Origin of the sequence: Burkholderia sp. E168m22 (assembly GCF_001319805.1) — a bacterium.
In the GTDB taxonomy this organism is placed as follows: Bacteria; Pseudomonadota; Gammaproteobacteria; order Burkholderiales; family Burkholderiaceae; genus Burkholderia; species Burkholderia orbicola.
Genome location: NZ_BBSK01000037.1, coordinates 43,935 through 64,337 on the forward strand (window position 1 = coordinate 43,935; position 20,403 = coordinate 64,337).

The 20,403-nt window shown below is 69.5% G+C and carries 19 protein-coding genes; 6 read left to right on the forward strand and 13 right to left on the reverse strand.

Features of this window, described 5'->3' with window-relative positions; all coding sequences use genetic code 11:
* Positions 1 to 8 precede the first annotated feature (8 nt).
* Positions 9 to 1,022 carry a sugar-binding transcriptional regulator gene (locus tag AP428_RS10535; protein ID WP_011546075.1) on the forward strand — a complete coding sequence of 338 codons (1,014 nt, stop codon included), beginning with the start codon at positions 9 to 11 and terminating at the stop codon, positions 1,020 to 1,022.
* Between the two features lie 22 nt (positions 1,023 to 1,044).
* Here AP428_RS10535 and AP428_RS10540 read toward each other — a convergent pair whose 3' ends face one another.
* Complete coding sequence (locus AP428_RS10540) at positions 1,045 to 2,268, reverse strand: MFS transporter (protein WP_011546076.1); 1,224 nt, start codon at positions 2,266 to 2,268, stop codon at positions 1,045 to 1,047.
* Entirely contained in the window at positions 2,265 to 3,461 is a 1,197-nt protein-coding gene (locus AP428_RS10545; RefSeq protein WP_054928042.1) for a serine hydrolase, read from the reverse strand. The genes AP428_RS10540 and AP428_RS10545 overlap by 4 nt, the downstream gene beginning before the upstream one ends.
* A gap of 113 nt (positions 3,462 to 3,574) precedes the next feature.
* Between AP428_RS10545 and AP428_RS10550 the strand changes: the two genes are divergently transcribed.
* Positions 3,575 to 4,459: a LysR family transcriptional regulator gene (locus AP428_RS10550; protein ID WP_011546078.1), complete on the forward strand. Its 885-nt coding sequence runs from the start codon at positions 3,575 to 3,577 to the stop codon at positions 4,457 to 4,459.
* Positions 4,460 to 4,473: 14 nt separating this feature from the next.
* On the opposite strand, the gene AP428_RS10555 is transcribed toward AP428_RS10550, so the two are convergent.
* The 8 genes from AP428_RS10555 to AP428_RS10590 form a co-directional block, all read right to left on the reverse strand.
* Positions 4,474 to 5,580 (reverse strand): ABC transporter ATP-binding protein, encoded by a 1,107-nt coding sequence (locus AP428_RS10555; RefSeq protein WP_011546079.1) that lies wholly within the window; start codon positions 5,578 to 5,580, stop codon positions 4,474 to 4,476.
* Between the two features lie 62 nt (positions 5,581 to 5,642).
* Positions 5,643 to 6,356 (reverse strand): HAD family phosphatase, encoded by a 714-nt coding sequence (locus tag AP428_RS10560; protein ID WP_006477977.1) that lies wholly within the window; start codon positions 6,354 to 6,356, stop codon positions 5,643 to 5,645.
* Positions 6,353 to 7,204, reverse strand: coding sequence for a carbohydrate ABC transporter permease (locus AP428_RS10565; protein ID WP_011546080.1), 852 nt, complete (start codon positions 7,202 to 7,204; stop codon positions 6,353 to 6,355). Before AP428_RS10565 ends, AP428_RS10560 begins: the two co-directional genes overlap by 4 nt.
* A complete protein-coding gene (locus AP428_RS10570; RefSeq protein ID WP_011546081.1) occupies positions 7,201 to 8,154 on the reverse strand; it encodes a carbohydrate ABC transporter permease in 954 nt (317 codons plus the stop codon). The genes AP428_RS10565 and AP428_RS10570 overlap by 4 nt, the downstream gene beginning before the upstream one ends.
* 114 nt (positions 8,155 to 8,268) lie before the next feature.
* Entirely contained in the window at positions 8,269 to 9,594 is a 1,326-nt protein-coding gene (locus AP428_RS10575) for a sugar ABC transporter substrate-binding protein (RefSeq protein ID WP_006477974.1), read from the reverse strand.
* 72 nt (positions 9,595 to 9,666) lie between these two features.
* Positions 9,667 to 11,019 carry a D-tagatose-bisphosphate aldolase, class II, non-catalytic subunit gene (locus AP428_RS10580; protein WP_011546082.1) on the reverse strand — a complete coding sequence of 451 codons (1,353 nt, stop codon included), beginning with the start codon at positions 11,017 to 11,019 and terminating at the stop codon, positions 9,667 to 9,669.
* Positions 11,007 to 11,963: a sugar kinase gene (locus tag AP428_RS10585; protein ID WP_006477972.1), complete on the reverse strand. Its 957-nt coding sequence runs from the start codon at positions 11,961 to 11,963 to the stop codon at positions 11,007 to 11,009. Before AP428_RS10585 ends, AP428_RS10580 begins: the two co-directional genes overlap by 13 nt.
* Before the next feature lie 78 nt (positions 11,964 to 12,041).
* Complete coding sequence (locus tag AP428_RS10590) at positions 12,042 to 12,818, reverse strand: L-iditol 2-dehydrogenase (protein ID WP_012329130.1); 777 nt, start codon at positions 12,816 to 12,818, stop codon at positions 12,042 to 12,044.
* Between the two features lie 337 nt (positions 12,819 to 13,155).
* Here AP428_RS10590 and AP428_RS10595 point away from each other — a divergent pair, with 337 nt between their 5' ends.
* Genes AP428_RS10595 through AP428_RS10610 form a run of 4 tightly spaced genes read left to right on the forward strand, consistent with a single transcriptional unit; the run spans position 13,156 to position 16,258 of the window.
* Positions 13,156 to 13,617: a Fur family transcriptional regulator gene (locus tag AP428_RS10595; RefSeq protein ID WP_011546084.1), complete on the forward strand. Its 462-nt coding sequence runs from the start codon at positions 13,156 to 13,158 to the stop codon at positions 13,615 to 13,617.
* A gap of 46 nt (positions 13,618 to 13,663) precedes the next feature.
* On the forward strand, positions 13,664 to 14,575 hold the full coding sequence (locus tag AP428_RS10600) for a metal ABC transporter solute-binding protein (protein ID WP_011546085.1): 912 nt from the start codon (positions 13,664 to 13,666) through the stop codon (positions 14,573 to 14,575).
* Between the two features lie 17 nt (positions 14,576 to 14,592).
* The gene (locus AP428_RS10605) at positions 14,593 to 15,483 is read left to right on the forward strand and encodes an ABC transporter ATP-binding protein (RefSeq protein ID WP_011546086.1); all 891 of its coding nucleotides are present in this window, start codon (positions 14,593 to 14,595) and stop codon (positions 15,481 to 15,483) included.
* Entirely contained in the window at positions 15,476 to 16,258 is a 783-nt protein-coding gene (locus AP428_RS10610; RefSeq protein WP_011546087.1) for a metal ABC transporter permease, read from the forward strand. Before AP428_RS10605 ends, AP428_RS10610 begins: the two co-directional genes overlap by 8 nt.
* 130 nt (positions 16,259 to 16,388) lie before the next feature.
* Here AP428_RS10610 and fghA read toward each other — a convergent pair whose 3' ends face one another.
* The 3 genes from fghA to AP428_RS10625 all read right to left on the reverse strand — a co-directional run bounded on the left by fghA (position 16,389) and on the right by AP428_RS10625 (position 20,024).
* Positions 16,389 to 17,237 (reverse strand): S-formylglutathione hydrolase, encoded by an 849-nt coding sequence (gene fghA / locus AP428_RS10615; protein ID WP_011546088.1) that lies wholly within the window; start codon positions 17,235 to 17,237, stop codon positions 16,389 to 16,391.
* Positions 17,238 to 17,252: 15 nt separating this feature from the next.
* Complete coding sequence (locus AP428_RS10620) at positions 17,253 to 18,359, reverse strand: S-(hydroxymethyl)glutathione dehydrogenase/class III alcohol dehydrogenase (RefSeq protein WP_006483756.1); 1,107 nt, start codon at positions 18,357 to 18,359, stop codon at positions 17,253 to 17,255.
* Positions 18,360 to 18,572: 213 nt separating this feature from the next.
* Entirely contained in the window at positions 18,573 to 20,024 is a 1,452-nt protein-coding gene (locus tag AP428_RS10625) for a xylulokinase (RefSeq protein WP_011546089.1), read from the reverse strand.
* Positions 20,025 to 20,403 lie beyond the last annotated feature (379 nt).

Sequence of the window (20,403 nt, forward strand, 5' to 3'; positions counted from 1 at the left end):
ATGCCGTCATGCGGCCCGCCGGCCGGCCCGCGGGGCGGCCCCCAGATCCGAACCGAATCGCTATCGTGTCCAAGTCCTCAGAAAAACTCGATCTCGCCACGCGCGCCGCGTGGCTCTACTACGTCGCGGGCGACACGCAGAACGAAATCGCCGAAAAACTGCAGGTGTCGCGCCCCGTCGCGCAGCGCCTCGTCGCGTTCGCGGTCGAGAAGAACCTGATCCGCGTGCGCGTCGACCATCGACTCGCCGACTGCCTCGATCTCGGCGCGCAGCTGTCGAAACGCTACGGCCTCGCGATGTGCGAGGTCGTGCCCGTCGACGCCGATGCGCCCGACGCGATCGACCGCAAGCTCGCGGTCGCCGGCGCGCAGGTGATGGAGCGCTACCTGAACGAAACACGGCCGATGGTGATCGCGGTCAGCAGCGGCCGGACGCTGAAGGCCGCGGTCGCGCAGATCGCGCAGATCGACCGCCCGCAGCACCGGCTCGTGTCGATGGTCGGCGCGATCGCGGCCGACGGCTCGTCGAACCGCTACGACGTCGCGCAGTACATCTCCGAGAAAACCGGCAGCAAGCACTTCCTGCTGCCCGCGCCGCTGTTCGCGGATAGCGACGCCGAGCGCGCGCAGTGGTGCAATCACCGGCTGTACCGGATCGTCGAGGCGCTGTCGGGCGAGGCCGACGTCGCGTTCGTCGGGATCGGCAACATCGGCCCGCACTGCCCGCTCTACGAAGACGGCTTCATCACCGAACAGGAGCGCGACGAGATGACCGCGCTCGGCGCGGTGGCCGAACTGCTCGGCGTGCCGATCGACGCGCAGGGCACGCAGATCACCGTGTCGACCAGCGCGCGCGTGACGAGCGTCGCGCTCGCCACGCCGCCGAAGCTGCCGACGATCGCGTTCGCCGGCGGCCCGAAGAAACACGACGCGGTGATTGCCGCGCTGCGCGGCGGCTGGCTGTCGGGGCTCGTCACCGACGAAGCCTGCGCGCGCGCCGCGCTCGCCGCGAAGGCGGCCTGACGCGGCCGTCGCCCGCACGGGTTCAGGCCGCGCGCGGCGCCGGAAACGCATGGCGGCGTGCGCGCCACGCGCCGACCCACGCCAGCGCCAGCAGCGCGACGAGCACCCACGGAATCGCGCCGGCGCCGGTCGCGCCGAGCAGCATCCCGCCCGCGATGCCACCGCCGGCGATCGCGAGATTCCAGACCGTCACCAGCATCGACTGCGCGACGTCGGCCGACTCCCCCGCCGCGTTCGCGGTGGCCGTCTGGAACAGCGTCGGCGCGCCGCCGAACGCGAGCCCCCACAGCACGACGCCCGCATAGACGAACGTCATCCCCGACCCGGCGCCGAGCATCGCCGCCGCCAATGCGAACAGCGCGATGCTCGCGAGCGTCAGCCGCCGCTGCGCGACGCCGATCCATGCACCCGTCAGCGCGATGCCGACGAGGGACGCGACGCCGAACACGAACAGCACCACATCGACCTGCGCGCCCATCCGCACGCCCGCAAGGAACGGCGCGACGTACGTGTACAGCATGTTGTGCGCGAGCACGTACGCGAACATCACCGTCAGCACCGGCCGCACGCCGGGCAGCGCCATCACGCCGAGCACCGGCTCGCGCGCGCCGGCCGGCTGGCCCGGATAGTCGGGCACGCGCAGGCGAATCCAGCCGATCAGCGCCAGCGCCGCGACCGTGATCCCGGCGAACGCGACGCGCCAGCCGAACATCGCGCCGAGCGCCGTGCCGGCCGGAATGCCGATCGACATCGCTGCCGGTATGCCGAGCATCGCGACCGCGATCGCCCTGCCGCGCAGCGACGGGTCGACCAGCCGGCTCGCGTAGCCCGCCAGCAGCGCCCACAGCAGCCCGGCCGACATCCCCGCGACGAAGCGCGCGGCCAGCGTGAGCGCGTAGTACGGCGACGCGGCCGTCAGCGCATTCGACACGACGAAGCCGGCCAGCGCCGCGAGCAGCAACCGGCGCCGGCGCATCGCACGCGTCGCGGCGACGAGCGGGATCGCCGCGACGATCGAACCCAGCGCGTAGACGGTCACCAGTTGACCGATCAGCGCCTCGGTCACGTGCAGGTCGGCGCTCATCAGCGGCAGCAGGCCGGCCGGCAACGCTTCGGTGAGCACCGTGATGAAGCCGGCGGTGGCCAGCGCGAACAGGTTCGCGACGGGCAGACGTGCACGAGCCGGCGCGGACGAATCTGCCGCACGATCGACAGCGCGGTCGGAGACGGATACGCACTCGCTCATGCCGCGCTCCGGTCGTCGATGCCATACACCGCATCGCGCACGTCGGTGACGATGCGCCCGTGCATCCCTTCGTATAACGTATTGGTCAGTGCGACGACCGTCAGCCCGGCTGCGCGGTCGACGAACCACGCATGCCCGTACGCACCGCCCCAGCGCCAGGTGCCGACCGACTCCGGCGATTGCGCGGCCACCGGGTCATGCAGCACGGAAAAACCGAGTCCGAAACCGAATCCCGGCGCATCCGGCAAGTCGTGCGCGCCCGGCTGCACCCGCGCCATCTCGTCGATCCAGCGCGGTGCGAGCCAGCCGTCGAGGCCCGTGCGCAGCGTATCGAGCAGCGTCAGGCAATCGTGCGCGGTGCCGACCATGCCCGCGCCGCCCGACGGCCACGCGGTCGCGTCGAACGCGCGCGCCGGCTCGAAGCGGATACCGACCGTGCCGTCGAACACCGGCACGAGATCGTCGTCCGCCATCCGGCGCGGCACGTCGGGCGTGCTGACGTAAGGCGTCGCCAGACGCGCCGCGTCATGCGTGAAAAATGCCGTGTCGGCCATCCCGAGCGGCGTCGTCACGAGCGCCGCCACGGCGTCGGCGAGCGGGCGGCCGTCGACCGCCTCGATCAGCGCGCCGACCACGTCGGTCGCAAGCGAGTAGCCCCACGACGTGCCGGGCGCGAACTGCAGCGGCACGCCGGCGATGCGCCGCACGTTCTCGGCGAGCGACAGGCTCGCGCGATCCATCCCGTCGGACACGCCCGCGCGTGCATACGGGCCGTCGGCGTCGGCTTCGAGAAAGCGATAGCCGAGCCCGGCCGTGTGCGACAGCAGATGCCGCAGCGTGATGTTCGCCGGCGTGCCGTCCGCGAGCGTCGGCGTGAACGCGGGCAGCCAGCGCGCGACCGGCTCGTCGAGCCCGATCTTCGATGCCGCGACCAGCCGCATCGCGGCGGCCGTCACGATCGGCTTGGATACCGACGCGAGCCGGAACAGCGTGTCCTCGCGCATCGGCGTGCCGGCTTCGCGATCGGTCAGCCCGGCCGCGCGTGCATAACGCAATTCGCCGTCGCGCGCGACCAGCACGACCGCGCCGACCGCGCGCGCATCGGCCAGCGCGCGGTCGAGCACGGCATCGAGCCGGGCGCGCAGCGCGGCATCCGGTTCGGCGCGGCGGGCGGTGACAGGCAGTGATGACATGGCGTGACCTCGAACAGTGAAGGAACGCCCATCGTAGGGAGCCGGCACGAGAAGAAAAATCGGGTTAGAGTTCCGGACACTCCGGACATGGGTGTCCGCAATCGGGAACCTGCATGGAAAATCTTGGCGGCTTCGTCGTGTTCGTCCAGGTCGCGGAAACGCGCAGCTTCGTCGCGGCCGGCCGAGCGCTCGGACTGTCGGCATCGGCGATCGGCAAGCGCATCGCGCGGCTCGAGGCACGCCTGAACGTGCGGCTCTTTCACCGCAGCACGCGCAGCATCACGCTGACGGCCGAAGGCACGCGCTTTCTCGAACGATGCCGGCGCGTGATCGCCGAAATCGACGCGGCCGAGCAGGAACTGACGCAGAGCGTCGAGGCGCCGCGCGGGCGGCTGCGCGTGAGCCTGCCGACGATCGGCACGTTGCTACTGCCGGTGCTCGCCGATTTCATGGCCGCGTATCCGGAGATCGAGCTCGACATCGATTTCAGCGACCGGATCGTCGACGTGATCGACGAAGGCTTCGACGTGGTACTGCGCACCGGCCATCCGACCGATTCCCGGCTGTCGTCGCGGCTGCTCGGCCACTTCCGCCAGCACCTGGTCGCGTCGCCCGACTATCTCGAACGGCACGGCACGCCGCGCACGCCGGCCGACCTCGCGCAGCACCGCTGCCTGCATTACCGATTCCCGAGCAGCGGCAAGCTCGAGATCTGGCCGCTGCGCGCGCCGCGCGCCGGCACGCCGCCGGAGGTACCCGTCTCGATGGTCAGCAACAACGCCGAGACGCGCCTGTGCTTCGCGCTGCGCGGGCTCGGCATCGCGTGCCTGCCCGAGTTCTTCGTGCGCGACACGCTCGCCGACGGCAGGCTGCGCGCAGTGCTCGACGATCACGTCGCGAGCCGCACGCCGTTCTACGTGCTATGGCCGTCGGGCCGCCATCCGCTGCCCAAGCTGCGCGCGTTCGTCGACTACATGGCCGAGCATTTGCGGCTGTAACCGGCGCGCGGCCGTCAAGCCGCCTTCGCGTGCGCGCTGAGCCGCCGCAGCGCCTGCCCGTGCTCGTCGAACAGGTGGCAGTGCTCGGCCTGCGCATGCACGCGCAGCGCCTCGCCGGTGCGGTACGTGTCGAGCGGCGGAATCCGCGCGATCAGCCCGTCCGGTGCGACGGCCGACTCCGCATACAGGTACGCGGCGTCGCCGAGCGACTCGACGGCCATCGTCCGCGCGGCGACGCCCGCCGCCGCATCGACCAGCAGATGCTCGGGCCGCACGCCGACGGTCACCGCGGCGCCGCGCTGCAGCCCCGCCGCATCGACCGCGACATGCTGCGTCTCGCCGCTGTCGAAGCGCACGAGCACGCCGCCCGCATCGGCCGATTCGACCGTGCCCTTCAGGAAGTTCATCTTCGGCGAGCCGATGAAGCCCGCGACGAACTGGTTCGCCGGCGCGTGATACAGCGCGTTCGGCGTGCCGACCTGCTGCACCGCGCCGCCCGACAGCACGACGATCTTGTCGGCGAGCGTCATCGCCTCGACCTGGTCGTGCGTCACGTAGATCATCGTCGTCTTCAGCTCGTCGTGCAGCCGCGCGAACTCCAGCCGCATCTTCACGCGCAGCGCGGCGTCGAGGTTCGACAGCGGTTCGTCGAACAGGAACACCTTCGGCTTCCTCGTGATCGCGCGGCCGATCGCGACGCGCTGCCGCTGGCCGCCCGACAACTGCTTCGGCTTGCGGTCGAGCAGGTGATCGATGTGCAGGATCTTCGCGGCCTGCTTCACGGCCTGGTCGATCTCGGGCTTCTTCGCGCCGGCGAGCTTCAGGCCGAACGCCATGTTGTCGTACAGCGTCATGTGCGGGTACAGCGCATACGACTGGAACACCATCGCGATGCCGCGCTTCGCGCTCGGCACGTCGTTGACCTTCGCGCCGTCGATCAGCAGGTCGCCGTTCGAAATGTCTTCCAGGCCGGCGATCATCCGCATCAGCGTGGATTTGCCGCAGCCGCTCGGGCCGACGAACACGACGAATTCGCCGTCGGCGATGTCGAGGTTCACGTTGCGCAGCACTTCGGTGTCGTCGTAGCGCTTCGCGATGTTGCGCAGGAGCACGCTTGCCATGATCTGTCTCCGTTCGTTCGTGATGCGCCGCGTTGAAAGCGGCGCGCCTTCGTTCCTGATTGCTAGTTCGGCAGCACCGCGCCCGTCGCCTGCCAGCGCGCGACGTAGCCGGGCAGCTCGTGCATGTCGTCGAATACGTGCCGCGCGCCGATGCCGCGCAACGCGTCGATCTGCGCCGCCGACGCGTGCCCGCCGCCGACGAAGCCGAGCACGGTCATGCCGGCCGCGGCCGCCGCGGTGATGCCGGTCACGCTGTCCTCGACCACCAGGCATTGCGCGGGCACCACGCCGAGCGCGCGTGCGGCTGCCAGATACACGTCGGGCGCCGGCTTCGGCCGCGCGACCGAATCCGCGCAGAACAACCGGTCGCCGAAAAAGCGCGCGAGGCCGGTGCGCGCGAGCGCCGCTTCGACGTACGCGCGATAGCTGTTGCTCGCGCACGCCGTCGTCAGGTCGATCGCGGCCAGCGCCGCATCGATGCCGTCGACCATCGGCGCGTTGACGGCCGCCGCCTCAACCGCGCGGCGGATCGCGTCGACGTCGTCGGCCGACAGCGTGCGGCCGACCGCGTCGCTCGCGCCAGCTAGCACGCGCTCGATGCGCAGCCCGAGCAGCGGCATCACGGCCGGCCGCGCATCGACGCCCGGCCAGCGCGCATCGAGTTCGCGCACGATCACGTCGGCGGCCACGGCCTCGCTGTCGATCAGCACGCCGTCGCAATCGCAGATCAGCACGTTCACGCCGTGACCGGCCGCGCCTTTGCTTGCGCCGCTCATTTAACCGCCCCGAACGTGAGCCCGCGCACGAGCTGCTTCTGCGACAGCCAGCCGACGATCAGGATCGGCGCGACCGCGAGCAGCGAAGCCGCGGACAGCTTCGCCCAGAACAGCCCTTCGGGGCTCGAGTACGACGCGATGAACACCGTCAACGGCGCCGCGTTCGAGCTCGACAGGTTGATGCTCCAGAACGCCTCGTTCCACGACAGGATCACGAGCAGCAGCGCGGTGGACGCGAGCCCCGGTAGCGCCATCGGCATCAGCAGGTAGACGATCTCCTGCCACGTCGACGCGCCGTCGATGCGCCCGGCTTCCAGGATGTCCTTCGGGATCTCGTTGAAGTACGTGAAGGTCATCCACACCGCGATCGGCAGGTTGATCAGCGTATAGACGATCACGAGCCCCGACACGGTATCGAGCAGCCCCGCGTTCTTCCACAGCAGGTAGATCGGCACCAGCACGCCGACTGACGGCATCATCTTGGTCGACAGCATCCACAGCAGCACCTTCTGCGTGCGGTGGTTCGGGAAGAACGCCATCGCGTACGCGGCCGGCACCGCGAACAGCAGCGAGATCACCGTGACGCCGGCCGAGATCAGGATCGAATTCCACGCGAACCCGAAGTAGTTGCTGCGCGCGAACACCTCGCGGAAGCTGTCCAGCGTCGGCATGAAGAACAGCGTCGACGCGTACGCCTGCTGTTCGGTCTTGAACGCGGTGATCGCCATCCAGAAGATCGGGAAGAACAGCAGGAGCGCGATCAGCCACGCGAGCGTACCGGGCAGCGCGCGCCGCACGAGATCGAACACGGCCGGCGTGCGCCGGCCTGCCAAGGTCAGGTCGCTCATTTTTCGTACTCTCCCTTCAGGTTGCGCGCGAGCATCCGCACGAGGAAGAACGACACGACGTTCGCGACCACGACGGCGATGATGCCGCCCGCGGATGCGAGGCCGACGTCGAACTGCTGCAGGCCGAGCGCATAGATCAGGTACGACAGGTTGGTCGTCGCGTCGCCCGGGCCGCCGCCGGTCGTCGTATAGATTTCCGCGAAGATCGACAGCAGGAAGATCGTCTCCATCATCACGACCACGGCGATCGCGCGCTTCAGGTGCGGCAGCGTGATGTAGAAGAACATCGCGATCGGGCCGGCGCCGTCGATGCGCGCGGCCTCCTTCTGCTCCTGGTCGAGCGACTGGATCGCGGTGAACAGGATCAGGAACGCGAACGGCAGCCACTGCCACGCGACGATGATGATCACGGCGGTCAACGGGTAATCGGCGAACCAGTCGATCGGCGTCATCCCGAGCGCGCGCATCGCGTTCGCGACGAGCCCGTACACCGGATGCAGGATCATGTTCTTCCAGATCAGCGCGGAGACGGTCGGCATCACGAAGAACGGCGCGATCGCGAGCAGCCGCGCGACGCCCTGCCCGTAGAACTTGCGGTCGAACAGCACGGCCATCAGCACGCCGCCGATCACGGTGATCGCGAGCACCGCGCCGATCAGCACCAGCGTGTGCCAGATCGCCGGCAGGAACGACGGATCGGTCGCGAGGAAGCGGTAGTTGTCGAACCCGGCGAAGCCCTTCACGTCCGGGTTCAGCAGGTTGTAGCGCGAGAACGAATACCAGATCGTCATCGCGAGCGGAATCGACATCCACAGCAGCAGCACCGCGACGGACGGCGACACGAGCCAGCTCGCGCCGCCGCGCGCGCGGCGCGGGGCGCCGGGCGGCGACGACGCGTCGCCGACCGACGGCGCGTGAGCGTGACTCAGGGGAAGACGCAGGTGACGCATGATCGGAGTCCCTCCGGTTGATGCGCGGGCGCGAACGGCCTGCCCGCCTGTCGGCCTAGCCGGCCCGCGCCGTGCACCAAGGCGCACGATGCGGGCCGCGCGACGGCTTGCGCGTTACTTCTTGTAGCCGGCCTGCCGCACTGCGCGGTCGGCCGCGGCCTGTCCGGCGGCGAGCGCCTGGTCGACCGACATCTGGCCCGCGACCGCGCCCGCGATCGACTGGCCGACCACCGTGCCGAACGACTGGAATTCAGGAATCCCGACGTACTGCACGCCCGTGTACGGCACCTTCTTCAGCGACGGATCGTTCGGGTCGGCCGTCTCGATCGCCTTCAGCACGAAGTCCGAGAACGGCGCGGCGGCCTTGTACTCGGCGCGCTGATACGTCGACGTACGCGTGCCCGGCGGCACCGACGCCCAGCCTTCGTCCTTGCCGACCATCTCGATGTACTGTTTCGACGTCGCCCACGCGATGAACTTGCGCGCGGCGTCCTGCTGCTTCGACGTCTTCGGCACGGCCAGCGCCCACGCCCACAGCCAGTGCGAGCCCTTCGGCGTCGCGGCGACCGGCGCGGCCGCGAAGCCGATCTTGTCGGCCACCTGCGACTGCTGCTTGTTGTAGAGCATCCCGGCCGCGACCGTCGCGTCGATCCACATCGCGCACTTGCCGGACGCGGTCAGCGTCAGGTTCTCGTTGAAGCCGTTCGAGCTCGCTCCCGGCGGGCCGTTCTTCTTCAGCAGGTTCACGTAGAAATTGATCGCCTTCTTCCATTCGGGCGACGTGAGCTGCGCGTTCCAGTTCTCGTCGAACCAGCGTCCGCCGAACGTGTTCACGACCGTCGACACGTACGCCATGTTCTCGCCCCAGCCGGCCTTGCCGCGCAGGCAGATCCCGTAGGTGCCCTTCGACTTGTCGGTCAGCTTGTCCGCGAATTCGGCGATCTGGTCGTAGGTCGGCTGGTCGGGCATCTTCAGCCCCTTCGCCGCGAACAGGTCCTTGCGGTAGAACGTCATCGAGCTTTCGACGTAGAACGGCAGCGCGTAGAGCTGACCGTTGTACGACAGGCTGTCGCGCGCGGTCTTCACGATGTCGTTCAGGTCGTAGTCGGCCGGCAGCCCCGTGATCGGCGCGAGCCAGCCACGCTTGCCCCACTGCGGCGTTTCATAGGTGCCGATCGCCATCACGTCGAACTGGCCGCTGCCGGTCGTGATGTCGGTCGTCGCGCGCTGGCGCAGCACGTTCTCCTCGAGGATCACCCAGTTCAGCTTGATGTCGGGGTTCGCCTTCTCGAACGCCGGCGACAGCTTCTTCAGCTCGATCATGTCGGGGTTGTTCAGCGTCGCGATCGTCAGCGTGCCGGCGGACGCCGCGCAGGCCGCCGTCGCGAGCGCGGCTCCGGCGAAACAGCGTGCGGCGGCGTCGAGCATCTTTCGTTGCATGGCATGTCTCCTGTGATTGTTCGAAATGTCGTCGGTCTTGTGTCGGTGTTGCGTCGTTTCCTTCGCGGCCCGTCATGCCGGCCGCTGCATCCCGCACGCGCGCGCATAGTGCGCGATCACGTCGCGTATCCGGTGGCGCACCCATGCGCGCGGCTCTTTCGCGAGGCCGCCCGCGCGGCACGCCGCGTAGACATCCGGCAGCCACTGCGCGACGAGCGTCTCCGGCACCGGCTGCCGCGCGAGGTTGCCGAACAGCTGCTCGACCGCGGCCGCGACGGCCGGCTGCAGCCAGTAATAGCGGATGCGGTCGCTGTAGCTGAACTGGCGCGCGAGCCGCTGCGCGGTCTCGTCGCCGCGGTAGTACGGCGCCCAGTGTTCGGGCTGCGCGCGCATCGCCGCATCGACGACGTCGCGCAACCGCGAGCGCTGCGCGACGTCGTCGATCAGCGCGTCCTCGATGAACGTCAGCGCGAACAGCGCCTCGCGCAGCGCGAACGTCAGCGCGGGGCCGACCTTCAGCACCGCGAAGTGGTCGCGCACCAGCGCGGCGAGCGCGGCTTCCGTCTGGTAATCGGTCGAATGCGCTTCGAACACGAGGCGCGGTGTCTGCAGGATACTCGCGCCCAGTGACGCGGCCTTGGCACTGTCGTAATCGAGCACGTGGCGATCGTCGAAGTCGACGCCCGGCTGCGCGACGATCGCGACGACGCGCGTCCACGCGTCGTCGAGCCCGGCCGCCGAGAACGCGCGGCGGTGCGCGTCGAGCGTCGCCGCGATGCTGTCGCTGCGCGTGACCGCGATCTGCGCGATCGCATCGTTACTTGCGTCGCCGCTCACCTCGCCGCCCGGCGTCGGCACCTCGGTGCCGATCACGTAGACGGGCGCGATCCCGACGCGCGCCGCCGCGTCTTCCGCGACACGGCACAGCTCCGCCGCGCGCGCGGCGATCGTGCGATCGTCGAGCCGTGCCGGATCGTCCGCGCACGCCATGCTCGCATCGAGGTGGATCTTTTCGAAACCGGCTTCGACATACGCGGCGACCATCGCAGCGGCTTCCCGCATCGCGTCGGCCGCGCGACGGTGCCGCCACGGGTTCGGGCCGAGATGGTCGCCGCCGAGCACGAGCGCCGACGACGCGAGCCCGCAGCGCGCGGCAATCGCATCGACGTCGCGACGAAAATCGGCCGGCGTCATGCCCGTATAGCCGCCGAGATGGTTGACCTGATTGCAGGTCGCCTCGATCAAGAGCGGCGAGCCGTCCGCGCGCGCGGCTTCGCACGCGGCCTCCAGCACCAGCCGGTGCGCGCTGCAGACCGAATAGATGCCGCGCTGCGCGTCCGCGCGGTTCGCGTCGAAGATCATCCGCAGCACGGTGTCCGCGTGCGCGGTGCGCGGGCGTTCGGCAACGGTCGTCAGGCCGGACATGCGATCCCCCGTTCGGTCAGGAAGCGGTCGATCTCGGCCGCGCTGCTGTTGCCTTCCATCGGGCCGCGCCGCGTGACCGCGATCGCGCCGGCCGCGTTCGCACGGCGCAGCGCGACGTCGACGGCCACGCCCGCGACGAGGCTCGCGACCAGCGTGCCGCCGAAGCAGTCGCCGGCGCCGGTCGGATCGACTTCGTCGACCGGGAACGCCGGCGCTTCGGCACGGTGCGCGCGATCGAACGCGACGCTGCCTTGCGCGCCGCGTTTGAGCACGACGCGCTCGAGCAGCGGATGCGTCGCGAGCAGGCCCGCGATCGCGCGCTCGGCCGGCTGCGGGCCGCAGAAGAACGGCAGGTCGGCTTCGCTCGGCAGGAACAGGTGGCACGCGGCGAGCATCTCGTCGAGCGCCGCGCGCATCGGGCGGAAACTCAGCATTTCAGGCCGCACGTTCGGATCGAACGACACCTTGGCGCCGGCGCGCGCAGCCTCGATCACGCCGCGCTGCACGGCCGCGATCGCCGATTCGCTCGTCAGCGACGAGCCCATCACGTGGAAGTAGCGGCAGCCGTCGAACATCGCGGTGTCGACGTCGGACGCATCGACGCACGCCGCGGCACTGGTCGACAACGTGAACACAAAACTGCGCGAGCCGTCGTCGCGATACGCGACGAACGCGGTGCCGGTCGGGCGGGCGACGCGACGAATGCGCGCGACGTCGACGCCGTCCCGGGCGAGCCGCGCGACGATCGCATCGCCGAACGCATCGCGGCCGACGCAGCCCGCATACGCGACGCGCGCACCGAGCCGCGCGGCCTGATCGGCGAAGATCGCCGGCGCGCCGCTCGGGAACGGTCCTTCGAACAGGCCTGGCGTATCGAAACCCTGGCCGCGCTCGGCGGCGACGAATTCGGCCAGCAGTTCGCCGGCGACGACGATCTCGGCCATCAGGCGAGCCCTCCTCGTGCGACGGCGGCCGCTGCGTCGCGGGCCGGCCGGCGGATGGCGCGTGCGAGCGGCGCCACGTCAGCTCATCCAGTTGCCGCCATCGACGTTCAACGTCTGGGCGGTGATGTAGTCGGCATCGGCCGACGCGAGGAACAGCGCGGCGCCCGTCAGGTCGCCCGGCACGCCCATGCGGCCGAGCGGCACGGCTTCACCGACGAGCCGCTTCTTCTCGCCGAGCGGCCGGTTCTCGTAGCGCGCGAACAGCGCATCGACCTGCTCCCACATCGGCGTGTCGACCACGCCCGGCGCGATGCCGTTCACGTTGATCCGGTGCGGCGCGAGCGCGAGCGCGGCCGACTGCGTATAGCTGATCACCGCGGCCTTGGTCGCGCAGTAGTGCGAAACGAGCGCCTCGCCGCGGCGGCCGGCCTGCGACGACATGTTGACGATCTTGCCGCCGCGCCCCTGCTCGACCATCCGTTGCGCAACCGCCTGCATCAGGAAGAACAGCCCTTTCACGTTGACCGAGAACAGCCGGTCGAACACGTCCCAGGATTCATCGAGGAGCGGGCGCATGTCGAACAGCGCCGCGTTGTTGAACAGGATGTCGACGCCGCCGAAGCGCTCGACCGCCGTGGCGACGATCCGCGTGATGTCGTCGCGGCGCGTGACGTCGGCCGTGACGGCCACCGCGCGGCCCGGATTGGCCTCGATCAGCCGCGCGAGCGAGCCGCCTGCCGGCTTCACGTCGACGAGCACGCAGCGCGCGCCCTCGTCCAGATAGCGTTGCGCGACCGCCTCGCCGATGCCGCTTGCGGCGCCCGTCAGGATCGCGACCTTGTCTTCCAGTCTCACTGGCTGTCTCCGGTTCGTTCTGTTGCACGACGGTCGAGGTGAGCGAACGCTCATCTACCGATCAATTGCTCTGTTAGTGATCGAATGATCGGATACGCGATGCGCGCTGTCAAGGCGACGTGACGGCTTTCTATGACGCGCTGCGGCACGGCGGCGCACGACGACGCCCCGCCGTGCCCGCGCGGCAAGGCGCGGGACGCACGGTGCGGCGCGGTGGTATCGACGATGAAGGGGACGGAGCGTGGGCGGAACGAGGCGGAAAACGGAATTCGCGCTGCACGACGCGACGATACGTTATATCATCGCCGTACTTTGTTTCATCGCCCTGCTTCACGCCATGGCTACCTCATCGTCCATTGACGCCCGGCTGTCCCGGGCCGACGCATTCGCCGCCGAGCACGGGCTCGCGTGGACGCCGCTACGCCGCCAGGTCTACGAACGCGTGCTGGCCGCACAGCGCCCGATCGGCGCGTACGACCTGCTTGCCGAACTCGAACCGCAGCGCGGCCGCGTGCCGCCGACGACCGTCTATCGCGCGCTGGATTTCCTCGTCGAGCACGGCTTCATCCACCGGATCGAATCGAAGAACGCGTTCTTCGCCTGCTGCGAGATCGGCGTGCCGCACGAAGGCCAGTTCCTGATCTGCGATTCGTGCGGCGACACCGTCGAGATTCCCGGCGGCGACCTCGCGAAGCAGTTGTCCGCGAGCGAGCCCGCGCACGGTTTCGAAGTCCACCACCAGGTCGTCGAGCTGAGCGGCCTGTGCGGGCACTGCAAGCGCAAGCCCGCGCAGCGCTGACGCCGAATCGCGCGGCGTACGCGTCGCCCTTCCAACGAGGAGTTCCATGTCCATTGCCCTGAAGCGCGCGCCGCGGCGCGCCCTGTCGCCTGTCCGCTGGCTGGCCGCCGCCGTCGCCGCGCTGTCGTTCGCCGCGCCCGTGGTCGCGCAGGCCGCGACCGTCAACGTCGTCGCCGCGGAGAATTTCTACGGCGACGTCGCGTCGCAGATAGGCGGCCGCCACGTCGCGGTCACCAGCATCCTCAGCAATCCGGATCAGGACCCGCACCTGTTCGAAGCGAGCCCGAAGACGGCCCGCGCGCTCCAGCACGCGCAGGTCGTGATCTACAACGGCGCCGACTACGATCCGTGGATGGGCAAGTTGCTCGGCGCGTCGAAACAGGCGAAGCGCGCGACGATCGTCGTCGCCGATCTCGTCGGCAAGAAGGCCGGCGACAACCCGCACCTGTGGTACGACCCGGCGACGATGCCGGCGGCCGCACGCGCGATCGCGGCCGAGCTGGGCCGCGCCGACCCGGCGAACAAGGCCGAATACGAGGCGAACCTGCAGAAGTTCGTCGCGTCGCTGAAGCCCGTCGACGACAAGATCGCCGCGCTGCGCGCGAAATACAAGGGCGTGCCCGTGACGGCCACCGAGCCCGTGTTCGGCTATATGTCGGACGCGATCGGCCTCGACATGCGCAACCAGCGCTTCCAGCTCGCGACGATGAACGACACCGAAGCCAGCGCGCAGGACGTCGCCGCGTTCGAGGGCGACCTGCGCAAGAAGCAGGTGCGCGTGCTGATCTACAACAGCCAGGCCGAGGAGCCGATGACCAAGCGCATGCTGAAGATCGCGCGCGACGGCGGCGTGCCGACCGTCAGCGTCACCGAGACGCAGCCGGCCGGCAAGACCTTCCAGCAATGGATGGGCGGCCAGCTCGACGCGCTCGGCAACGCGCTTTCCGCCGGCAAGTAACAGACCACCGTAACCCCATGACCGCCACTCCCCACGCACTCGCACTCGATCGCGTCACGCTCGAACTGGGCGGCCGCACGATCCTGCGCGACGTCAGCTTCTCGATCGAGCCCGGCGAATTCGTCGGCGTGCTCGGGCCGAACGGCGCGGGCAAGACGACGCTGATGCGCGCGGTGCTCGGCCTCGTCCCCGTGTCGGCCGGCACGCTGTCGGTCGGCGGCGTGCCGGTCGCGCGCGGCAACGCATCGATCGGCTACATGCCGCAGATCAGGAGCGGCCTCGCGAACCGCCGGATGCGCGGTTACGACTTCGTCGCGATGGCCGCCGACGGCCACCGCTGGGGCCTGCCGCACACGAACGCGGCCACGCGCCGCGACGTCGATCGCGTGCTCGACCTCGTCGGCGGCCCGTCGCTCGCGCGCCGGCCGCTGTCCGAACTGTCGGGCGGCGAACGGCAGCGCCTGCTGCTCGCGCAATGCCTGCTCGGCAATCCGAAGTTGCTGCTGCTCGACGAGCCGCTGATCAGCCTCGACCCGCACCACCAGCGCGGCGTCGTCGAACTCGTGCGCAACGTGCAGCGCGAGCTCGGCATCACCGTGCTGTTCTCCGCTCACGAACTGAACCCGCTGCTGAACGCGCTCGACCGCGTGCTGTATCTCGGCAACGGCGTCGCGGCGCTCGGCACCGTCGACGAGGTGATCACGAAGCCCGTGCTATCGCGCCTCTACGGCTCGCCGATCGACGTGATGCGCGTGAACGGCAAGATCTTCGTGATGTCGGGCGACGTCGAAGTCGAGAAGCACGATCACGAACACGAGGACGACGACGGCCATTCGCACGGCGGTGGCGGCGGCCACGGCCATCACCACCACGGACACGCTCATCCCGGGCATTCGCACGATGTTTGAATACGACTTCATGATCAACGCCTTCGCGGCGTCGGGGATCGTCGCGGTGCTCGCGGGCATCGTCGGCTATTTCCTGGTGCTGCGCGGGCAGACCTTCGCCGGTCACGCGCTGTCGCACGTCGGCTTCACCGGCGCGACGGGCGCGGTGCTGCTCGGCATCTCGCCGATCTGGGGGATGGTCGGCTTCACGCTCGTGGCAGGAATCGGGATGGGCGCGCTCGGCGAAAAGCTCGCGGGCCGCGACGTCGCGATCGGCGTGATCCTGTCGGGCGCGCTCGGCTTCGGCCTGTTGTTCCTGCACTTCTACACGTCGTTCGCGACGCAGGTCACCGCCTTGCTGTTCGGCAACGTGCTCGCGGTCAGCCATGACACGCTCGCGGTGCTCGCTGGCATCGGCGCGGTGAGCCTCGCCGCGCTCGCGCTGATCGCGCGGCCGTTGCTGTTCGCGTCGCTGCAGCCCGAACTGGCCGAAGCCAAGGGCGTGTCGCTGCGCACGGTGTCGATGCTGTTCCTCGCGGTGTGCGCGCTCGCGGTGGCCGCGGCCACGCAGATCGTCGGCGTGCTGCTCGTGTTCACACTGCTGGTCGGGCCGGCCGCGGCCGCGCAGAACGTGTCGACGCGACTGTCGACGGGCGTGCTGCTCGCCGCCCTGTTCGCGCTGTTCGAAGCGTGGGCCGGCATCGTGCTCGCGTATCACACCGACTGGCCGACGAGCTTCTGGATCACCGCGCTGTCGGCGCTCGTGTACGGCGCGAGCCTGTTGCGACGCAACTGATCGCGGCCCGGCGCATCGCCGCCCGATGCCAATGAAAACGCCGGCGTGCCCGAGGGCAGCGCCGGCGTTTTTTCATGCGCCCGCGATTACGTCGCGGCGCGCCATATGCGCGACGTGTGTCGGTTCCGGCTCACCGCGCCAGCACACGCGCATGATGTGCGAGGTGGTCGGCGATGAACGTCGAGATGAAGTAGTAGCCGTGGTCGTAGCCCGGATGGCGGCGCAGCGTCAGCGGCTGGCCGGCCTTCGCGCACGCGGCTTCGAATACGTCCGGGTTCAGCTGGTTCGCGAGGAACTGGTCGGCCAGCCCCTGATCGACGAGGATGCCGTCCGCGAACTTCGGCGCATCGGCGCGCGCGACGAGCTCGCTCGCGTCGTGCGCCTTCCACGTCTCGCGATCGGCGCCGAGATAACCGGAGAACGCCTTCTCGCCCCACGGGCAGCGCGTCGGCGCGGCGATCGGCGCGAACGCCGACACCGACCGGTACAGGCCCGGATGACGCAACGCGAGCGTCAGCGCCCCGTGCCCGCCCATCGAGTGACCGAAGATGCCGAGCCGCGCGCCGTCGATCGGCAGCTCGGCCGTGACGAGCTCGCGCAGCTCGCCCGTCACGTACGACTCCATCCGGTAATGCGTCGACCACGGCGCTTCGGTCGCATCGACGTAGAAACCCGCGCCGACGCCGAAGTCCCACGCATCGGTCTCGCCCGGCACGCCCGCGCCGCGCGGGCTCGTGTCGGGCATCACGAGCGCGATGCCGTGCCGCGCCGCGTATTGCTGCGCGCCGGCCTTGATCGCGAACGTCTCGTCGGTGCACGTGAGCCCCGCGAGATAGAACAGCGCCGGCACGCGCCCGTGCGCGGCCTGCGGCGGCAGATACACCGAGAACTTCATCGGCAGGCCGATGGCCGCCGAATCGTGACGGTAGAAACGCTGCTCGCCGCCGTGGCACGCATGCGAGGAAACGAGTTCGAGCATGGCGGTGCGCTCCGGTCAGTACAGCACGACCGAGCGGATCGACTCGCCGGCCTTCATCAGGTCGAAGCCTTCGTTGATCCGCTCGAGCGGCAGCGTGTGCGTGATCAGGTCGTCGATGTTGATCTTGCCTTCCATGTACCAGTCGACGATCTTCGGCACGTCGGTGCGCCCGCGCGCGCCGCCGAACGCCGAGCCCTTCCACTCCCGGCCCGTCACCAGCTGGAACGGACGCGTGCTGATCTCCTCGCCCGCCGCCGCCACGCCGATGATGAACGACTGGCCCCAGCCCTTGTGCGTGCATTCGAGCGCCTGGCGCATCAGCTTCACGTTGCCGACGCATTCGAACGAATAGTCGGCGCCGCCGTCGGTCAACTGCACGATGTGGTCGACGACGTTCTCGACTTCGTTCGGGTTGATGAAGTGCGTCATCCCGAACTTTTTCGCGAGCTCGACGCGCTTCGGGTTGATGTCGACGCCGATGATCTTGTCCGCGCCGACCATCTTCGCGCCCTGGATCACGTTCAGGCCGATCCCGCCGAGGCCGAACACGACCACGTTCGCACCGGCCTCGACCTTCGCCGAGTACACGACCGCGCCGACGCCCGTCGTCACGCCGCAGCCGATGTAGCAGATCTTGTCGAACGGCGCGTCCTCGCGCACCTTCGCGACGGCGATCTCCGGCACGACGATGTAGTTCGAGAACGTCGACGTGCCCATGTAGTGGAACAGCGGCTTGCCGTCGAGCGAGAAGCGCGACGTCGCGTCCGGCATCAGGCCCTTGCCCTGCGTCGCGCGGATCTTCTGGCACAGGTTGGTCTTGCGCGACAGGCAGAACTTGCACTCGCGGCATTCGGGCGTGTAGAGCGGAATCACGTGGTCGCCCTTGCGCACCGTGCCGACGCCGGGGCCGACGTCGACCACCACGCCCGCGCCTTCATGGCCGAGGATCGCCGGGAAGATCCCTTCCGGATCGGCGCCCGACAGCGTGTAGTAGTCGGTGTGGCAGATGCCCGTCGCCTTCACTTCGATCAGCACTTCGCCGGCGCGCGGCCCTTCGAGATCGACTTCCTCGATCGTCAGCGGCGCACCCGCCTTCCATGCAATCGCGGCTTTCGTTTTCATCGTGTCACTCCTGTGTGTCGGTGAGATCGGCCCGGGCCGGCGTGCGGCGCCGGCCCGGGTTTCGTGCAAAGCGGTCGAAGCCGTGCCGCGTGGCACGGCGCAAGAATCTCGTGCTCGCCATGATGGCCGCTCCCGCCGCGCATCGCGTGCGGGAAACGGTCGCCGGCTTGCCAGGATGCGTCATCGCTGGCGCAAAAGAACAAGTGTTCGAGTTTAAACGCCCGTCGTGAACCATGCATCCGTGCGGGCGTACAGATCGATGAAGCGCGCGTGGCGGGCGGCCAGCAGGCGGTCGTCGTGCGGGGCGGCGATCGGCGACGCGCCCGGCGCCAGCGCGCGCAACGCATCTTCACGCCAATGCCCGATCGCGACGCCCGCGAGCAGCGCGGCGCCGCGCGTCGCGGCGTTCGGGCAATCGATCGCGTGCAGCGACGCGCCGAGCGCGTCGGCGAGCAACTGGCGCCAGCGCGGATCGACCGAGCCGCCGCCCGCGAGACGCAGCGTTGTCACCGCGTCGCCGCGATCGGCGTCGCGGATCGCATCGAGCCCCGCGCGCAACGCGAACGCGACGCCTTCGAATGCGGCGCGCATCATCGCGCCGCGCGTGTCGGCGAGCCCGAGGCCGAGCCAGCCGCCGCGCGCATCGGGGTTCATCCACGGCGAACGCTCGCCGGTCAGGTACGGCAGGAAGCACAGCCGTTCGGACGCCGGCTGGGCGAACGCTTCGTCATACGCATCGGCCCATCGCGCGTAGCCGAGCCAGCCGCGCACGGCTTCGAGCGCGAGCCCGACGTTCTGCATCGCCGCCATCGTGTAATAGCCGCCGCCGGCTGCCGCACGATAGCGATGCAAGCCGCGCCGCGCGGGCGGCAACGTATCCGCGAGCACGACGATCTGCCCGCCGCTGCCGGTCGTCAGCAGCGCGTCGCCTGCCGCGGCCAGCCCGCTGCCGAGCGCCGCGCACGCGGTATCGGCCGCGCCCGTCGCGAGCGGCACGCCGGCCGGCAGGCCGAGCGCGGCCGCGGCCTGCGCGCCGAGCACGCCGCAGCGCGCGGTGGACGCACGCACCGGCGCGAAGCGGTCGGCAGGCAGGCCGAGCGTGTCGATCAATGCGTTGTCCCACGCGCCGTCGGGCGTCGCGAGCGCGGTTGCGCACGCGTCGCTCGGGTCGGCCGCGACGTCGCCGCCCAGTGCGATGCGCAGCCAGTCCTTCGGCTGCACGGCCCAGCGCGCGACGCGCAGCGCGTCGGGTTCGTGCGTGGCCAGCCAGCGCAACAGCGGGCCCGCCATGCCGGGCGCGACGGGATTCGGTGGGACGGGCGATCCGGCGGCGGCCCAGTCAGCCGCGTCCGCCTCGCGCACCGCGCGCGTGTCCGGCCACAGCAGCGCGGGCCGCACCGGCTGGCCCGCCGCGTCGATCAGCACGACGCCATGCATCTGGCCCGAAAAACCGATCGCCGCGACCTGCGCGCGCTCGTCGGCCGGCAGTCGCGCGGCTGCGCGCACCAGCGCCTGCCACCACGCGTCGGGGGCGATTTCCGCCCAGCCCGGCCGCGGCGACGACAACGCATAAGGTTCGCTCGCGACCGCGCGCTCGACGCCGTCGGCATCGAGCGTGACGAGTTTGACGGAGCCGGTGCCGAGGTCGATTCCGAGCAGGCGCATGACGTGAAGGAGATTCGTGTGAACGGATGTCGATGATAACGGGATCGCGATGGGCGCCCCGCTTTTTGCCGCCGCCTCGACGCATACAAAGTGCGGTCGGATCGGCGCCCTCCACCGGGCTGCACCTTGCACGCAAAAGCGGCCGTTCGCGGGTTAACCCGGCGCGATTTCCACACACCGCTTTTTGCCACTATGCGACTCACCCGATACACACCATAAAGCGCGCCATATTTGACATGGGGGCCGGCGCTATTTTGAAGCGCTATAAAACCGGTGAACCTCACTCCCGCGGCAGTTTCCCGATGATCGCCCCCCTGTTCCATACCGAAATGGCATATCGAACCAGCAAAGAACGGAATAGAACCCAGTGCTCTTGTTG

Coding starts and splice junctions, on each gene's coding strand:
- AP428_RS10545 (WP_054928042.1), bottom strand. CDS start 3,461: ATGTCATCACTGCCTGTCACCGCCCGCCGCGCCGAACCGGATGCCGCG.
- AP428_RS10585 (WP_006477972.1), bottom strand. CDS start 11,963: ATGGCCGAGATCGTCGTCGCCGGCGAACTGCTGGCCGAATTCGTCGCC.
- AP428_RS10535 (WP_011546075.1), top strand. CDS start 9: ATGCGGCCCGCCGGCCGGCCCGCGGGGCGGCCCCCAGATCCGAACCGA.
- fghA (WP_011546088.1), bottom strand. CDS start 17,237: ATGCTCGAACTCGTTTCCTCGCATGCGTGCCACGGCGGCGAGCAGCGT.
- AP428_RS10565 (WP_011546080.1), bottom strand. CDS start 7,204: ATGAGCGACCTGACCTTGGCAGGCCGGCGCACGCCGGCCGTGTTCGAT.
- AP428_RS10625 (WP_011546089.1), bottom strand. CDS start 20,024: ATGCGCCTGCTCGGAATCGACCTCGGCACCGGCTCCGTCAAACTCGTC.
- AP428_RS10600 (WP_011546085.1), top strand. CDS start 13,664: ATGTCCATTGCCCTGAAGCGCGCGCCGCGGCGCGCCCTGTCGCCTGTC.
- AP428_RS10570 (WP_011546081.1), bottom strand. CDS start 8,154: ATGCGTCACCTGCGTCTTCCCCTGAGTCACGCTCACGCGCCGTCGGTC.
- AP428_RS10575 (WP_006477974.1), bottom strand. CDS start 9,594: ATGCAACGAAAGATGCTCGACGCCGCCGCACGCTGTTTCGCCGGAGCC.
- AP428_RS10555 (WP_011546079.1), bottom strand. CDS start 5,580: ATGGCAAGCGTGCTCCTGCGCAACATCGCGAAGCGCTACGACGACACC.
- AP428_RS10605 (WP_011546086.1), top strand. CDS start 14,593: ATGACCGCCACTCCCCACGCACTCGCACTCGATCGCGTCACGCTCGAA.
- AP428_RS10595 (WP_011546084.1), top strand. CDS start 13,156: ATGGCTACCTCATCGTCCATTGACGCCCGGCTGTCCCGGGCCGACGCA.
- AP428_RS10550 (WP_011546078.1), top strand. CDS start 3,575: ATGGAAAATCTTGGCGGCTTCGTCGTGTTCGTCCAGGTCGCGGAAACG.
- AP428_RS10620 (WP_006483756.1), bottom strand. CDS start 18,359: ATGAAAACGAAAGCCGCGATTGCATGGAAGGCGGGTGCGCCGCTGACG.
- AP428_RS10560 (WP_006477977.1), bottom strand. CDS start 6,356: ATGAGCGGCGCAAGCAAAGGCGCGGCCGGTCACGGCGTGAACGTGCTG.
- AP428_RS10610 (WP_011546087.1), top strand. CDS start 15,476: ATGTTTGAATACGACTTCATGATCAACGCCTTCGCGGCGTCGGGGATC.
- AP428_RS10580 (WP_011546082.1), bottom strand. CDS start 11,019: ATGTCCGGCCTGACGACCGTTGCCGAACGCCCGCGCACCGCGCACGCG.
- AP428_RS10540 (WP_011546076.1), bottom strand. CDS start 2,268: ATGAGCGAGTGCGTATCCGTCTCCGACCGCGCTGTCGATCGTGCGGCA.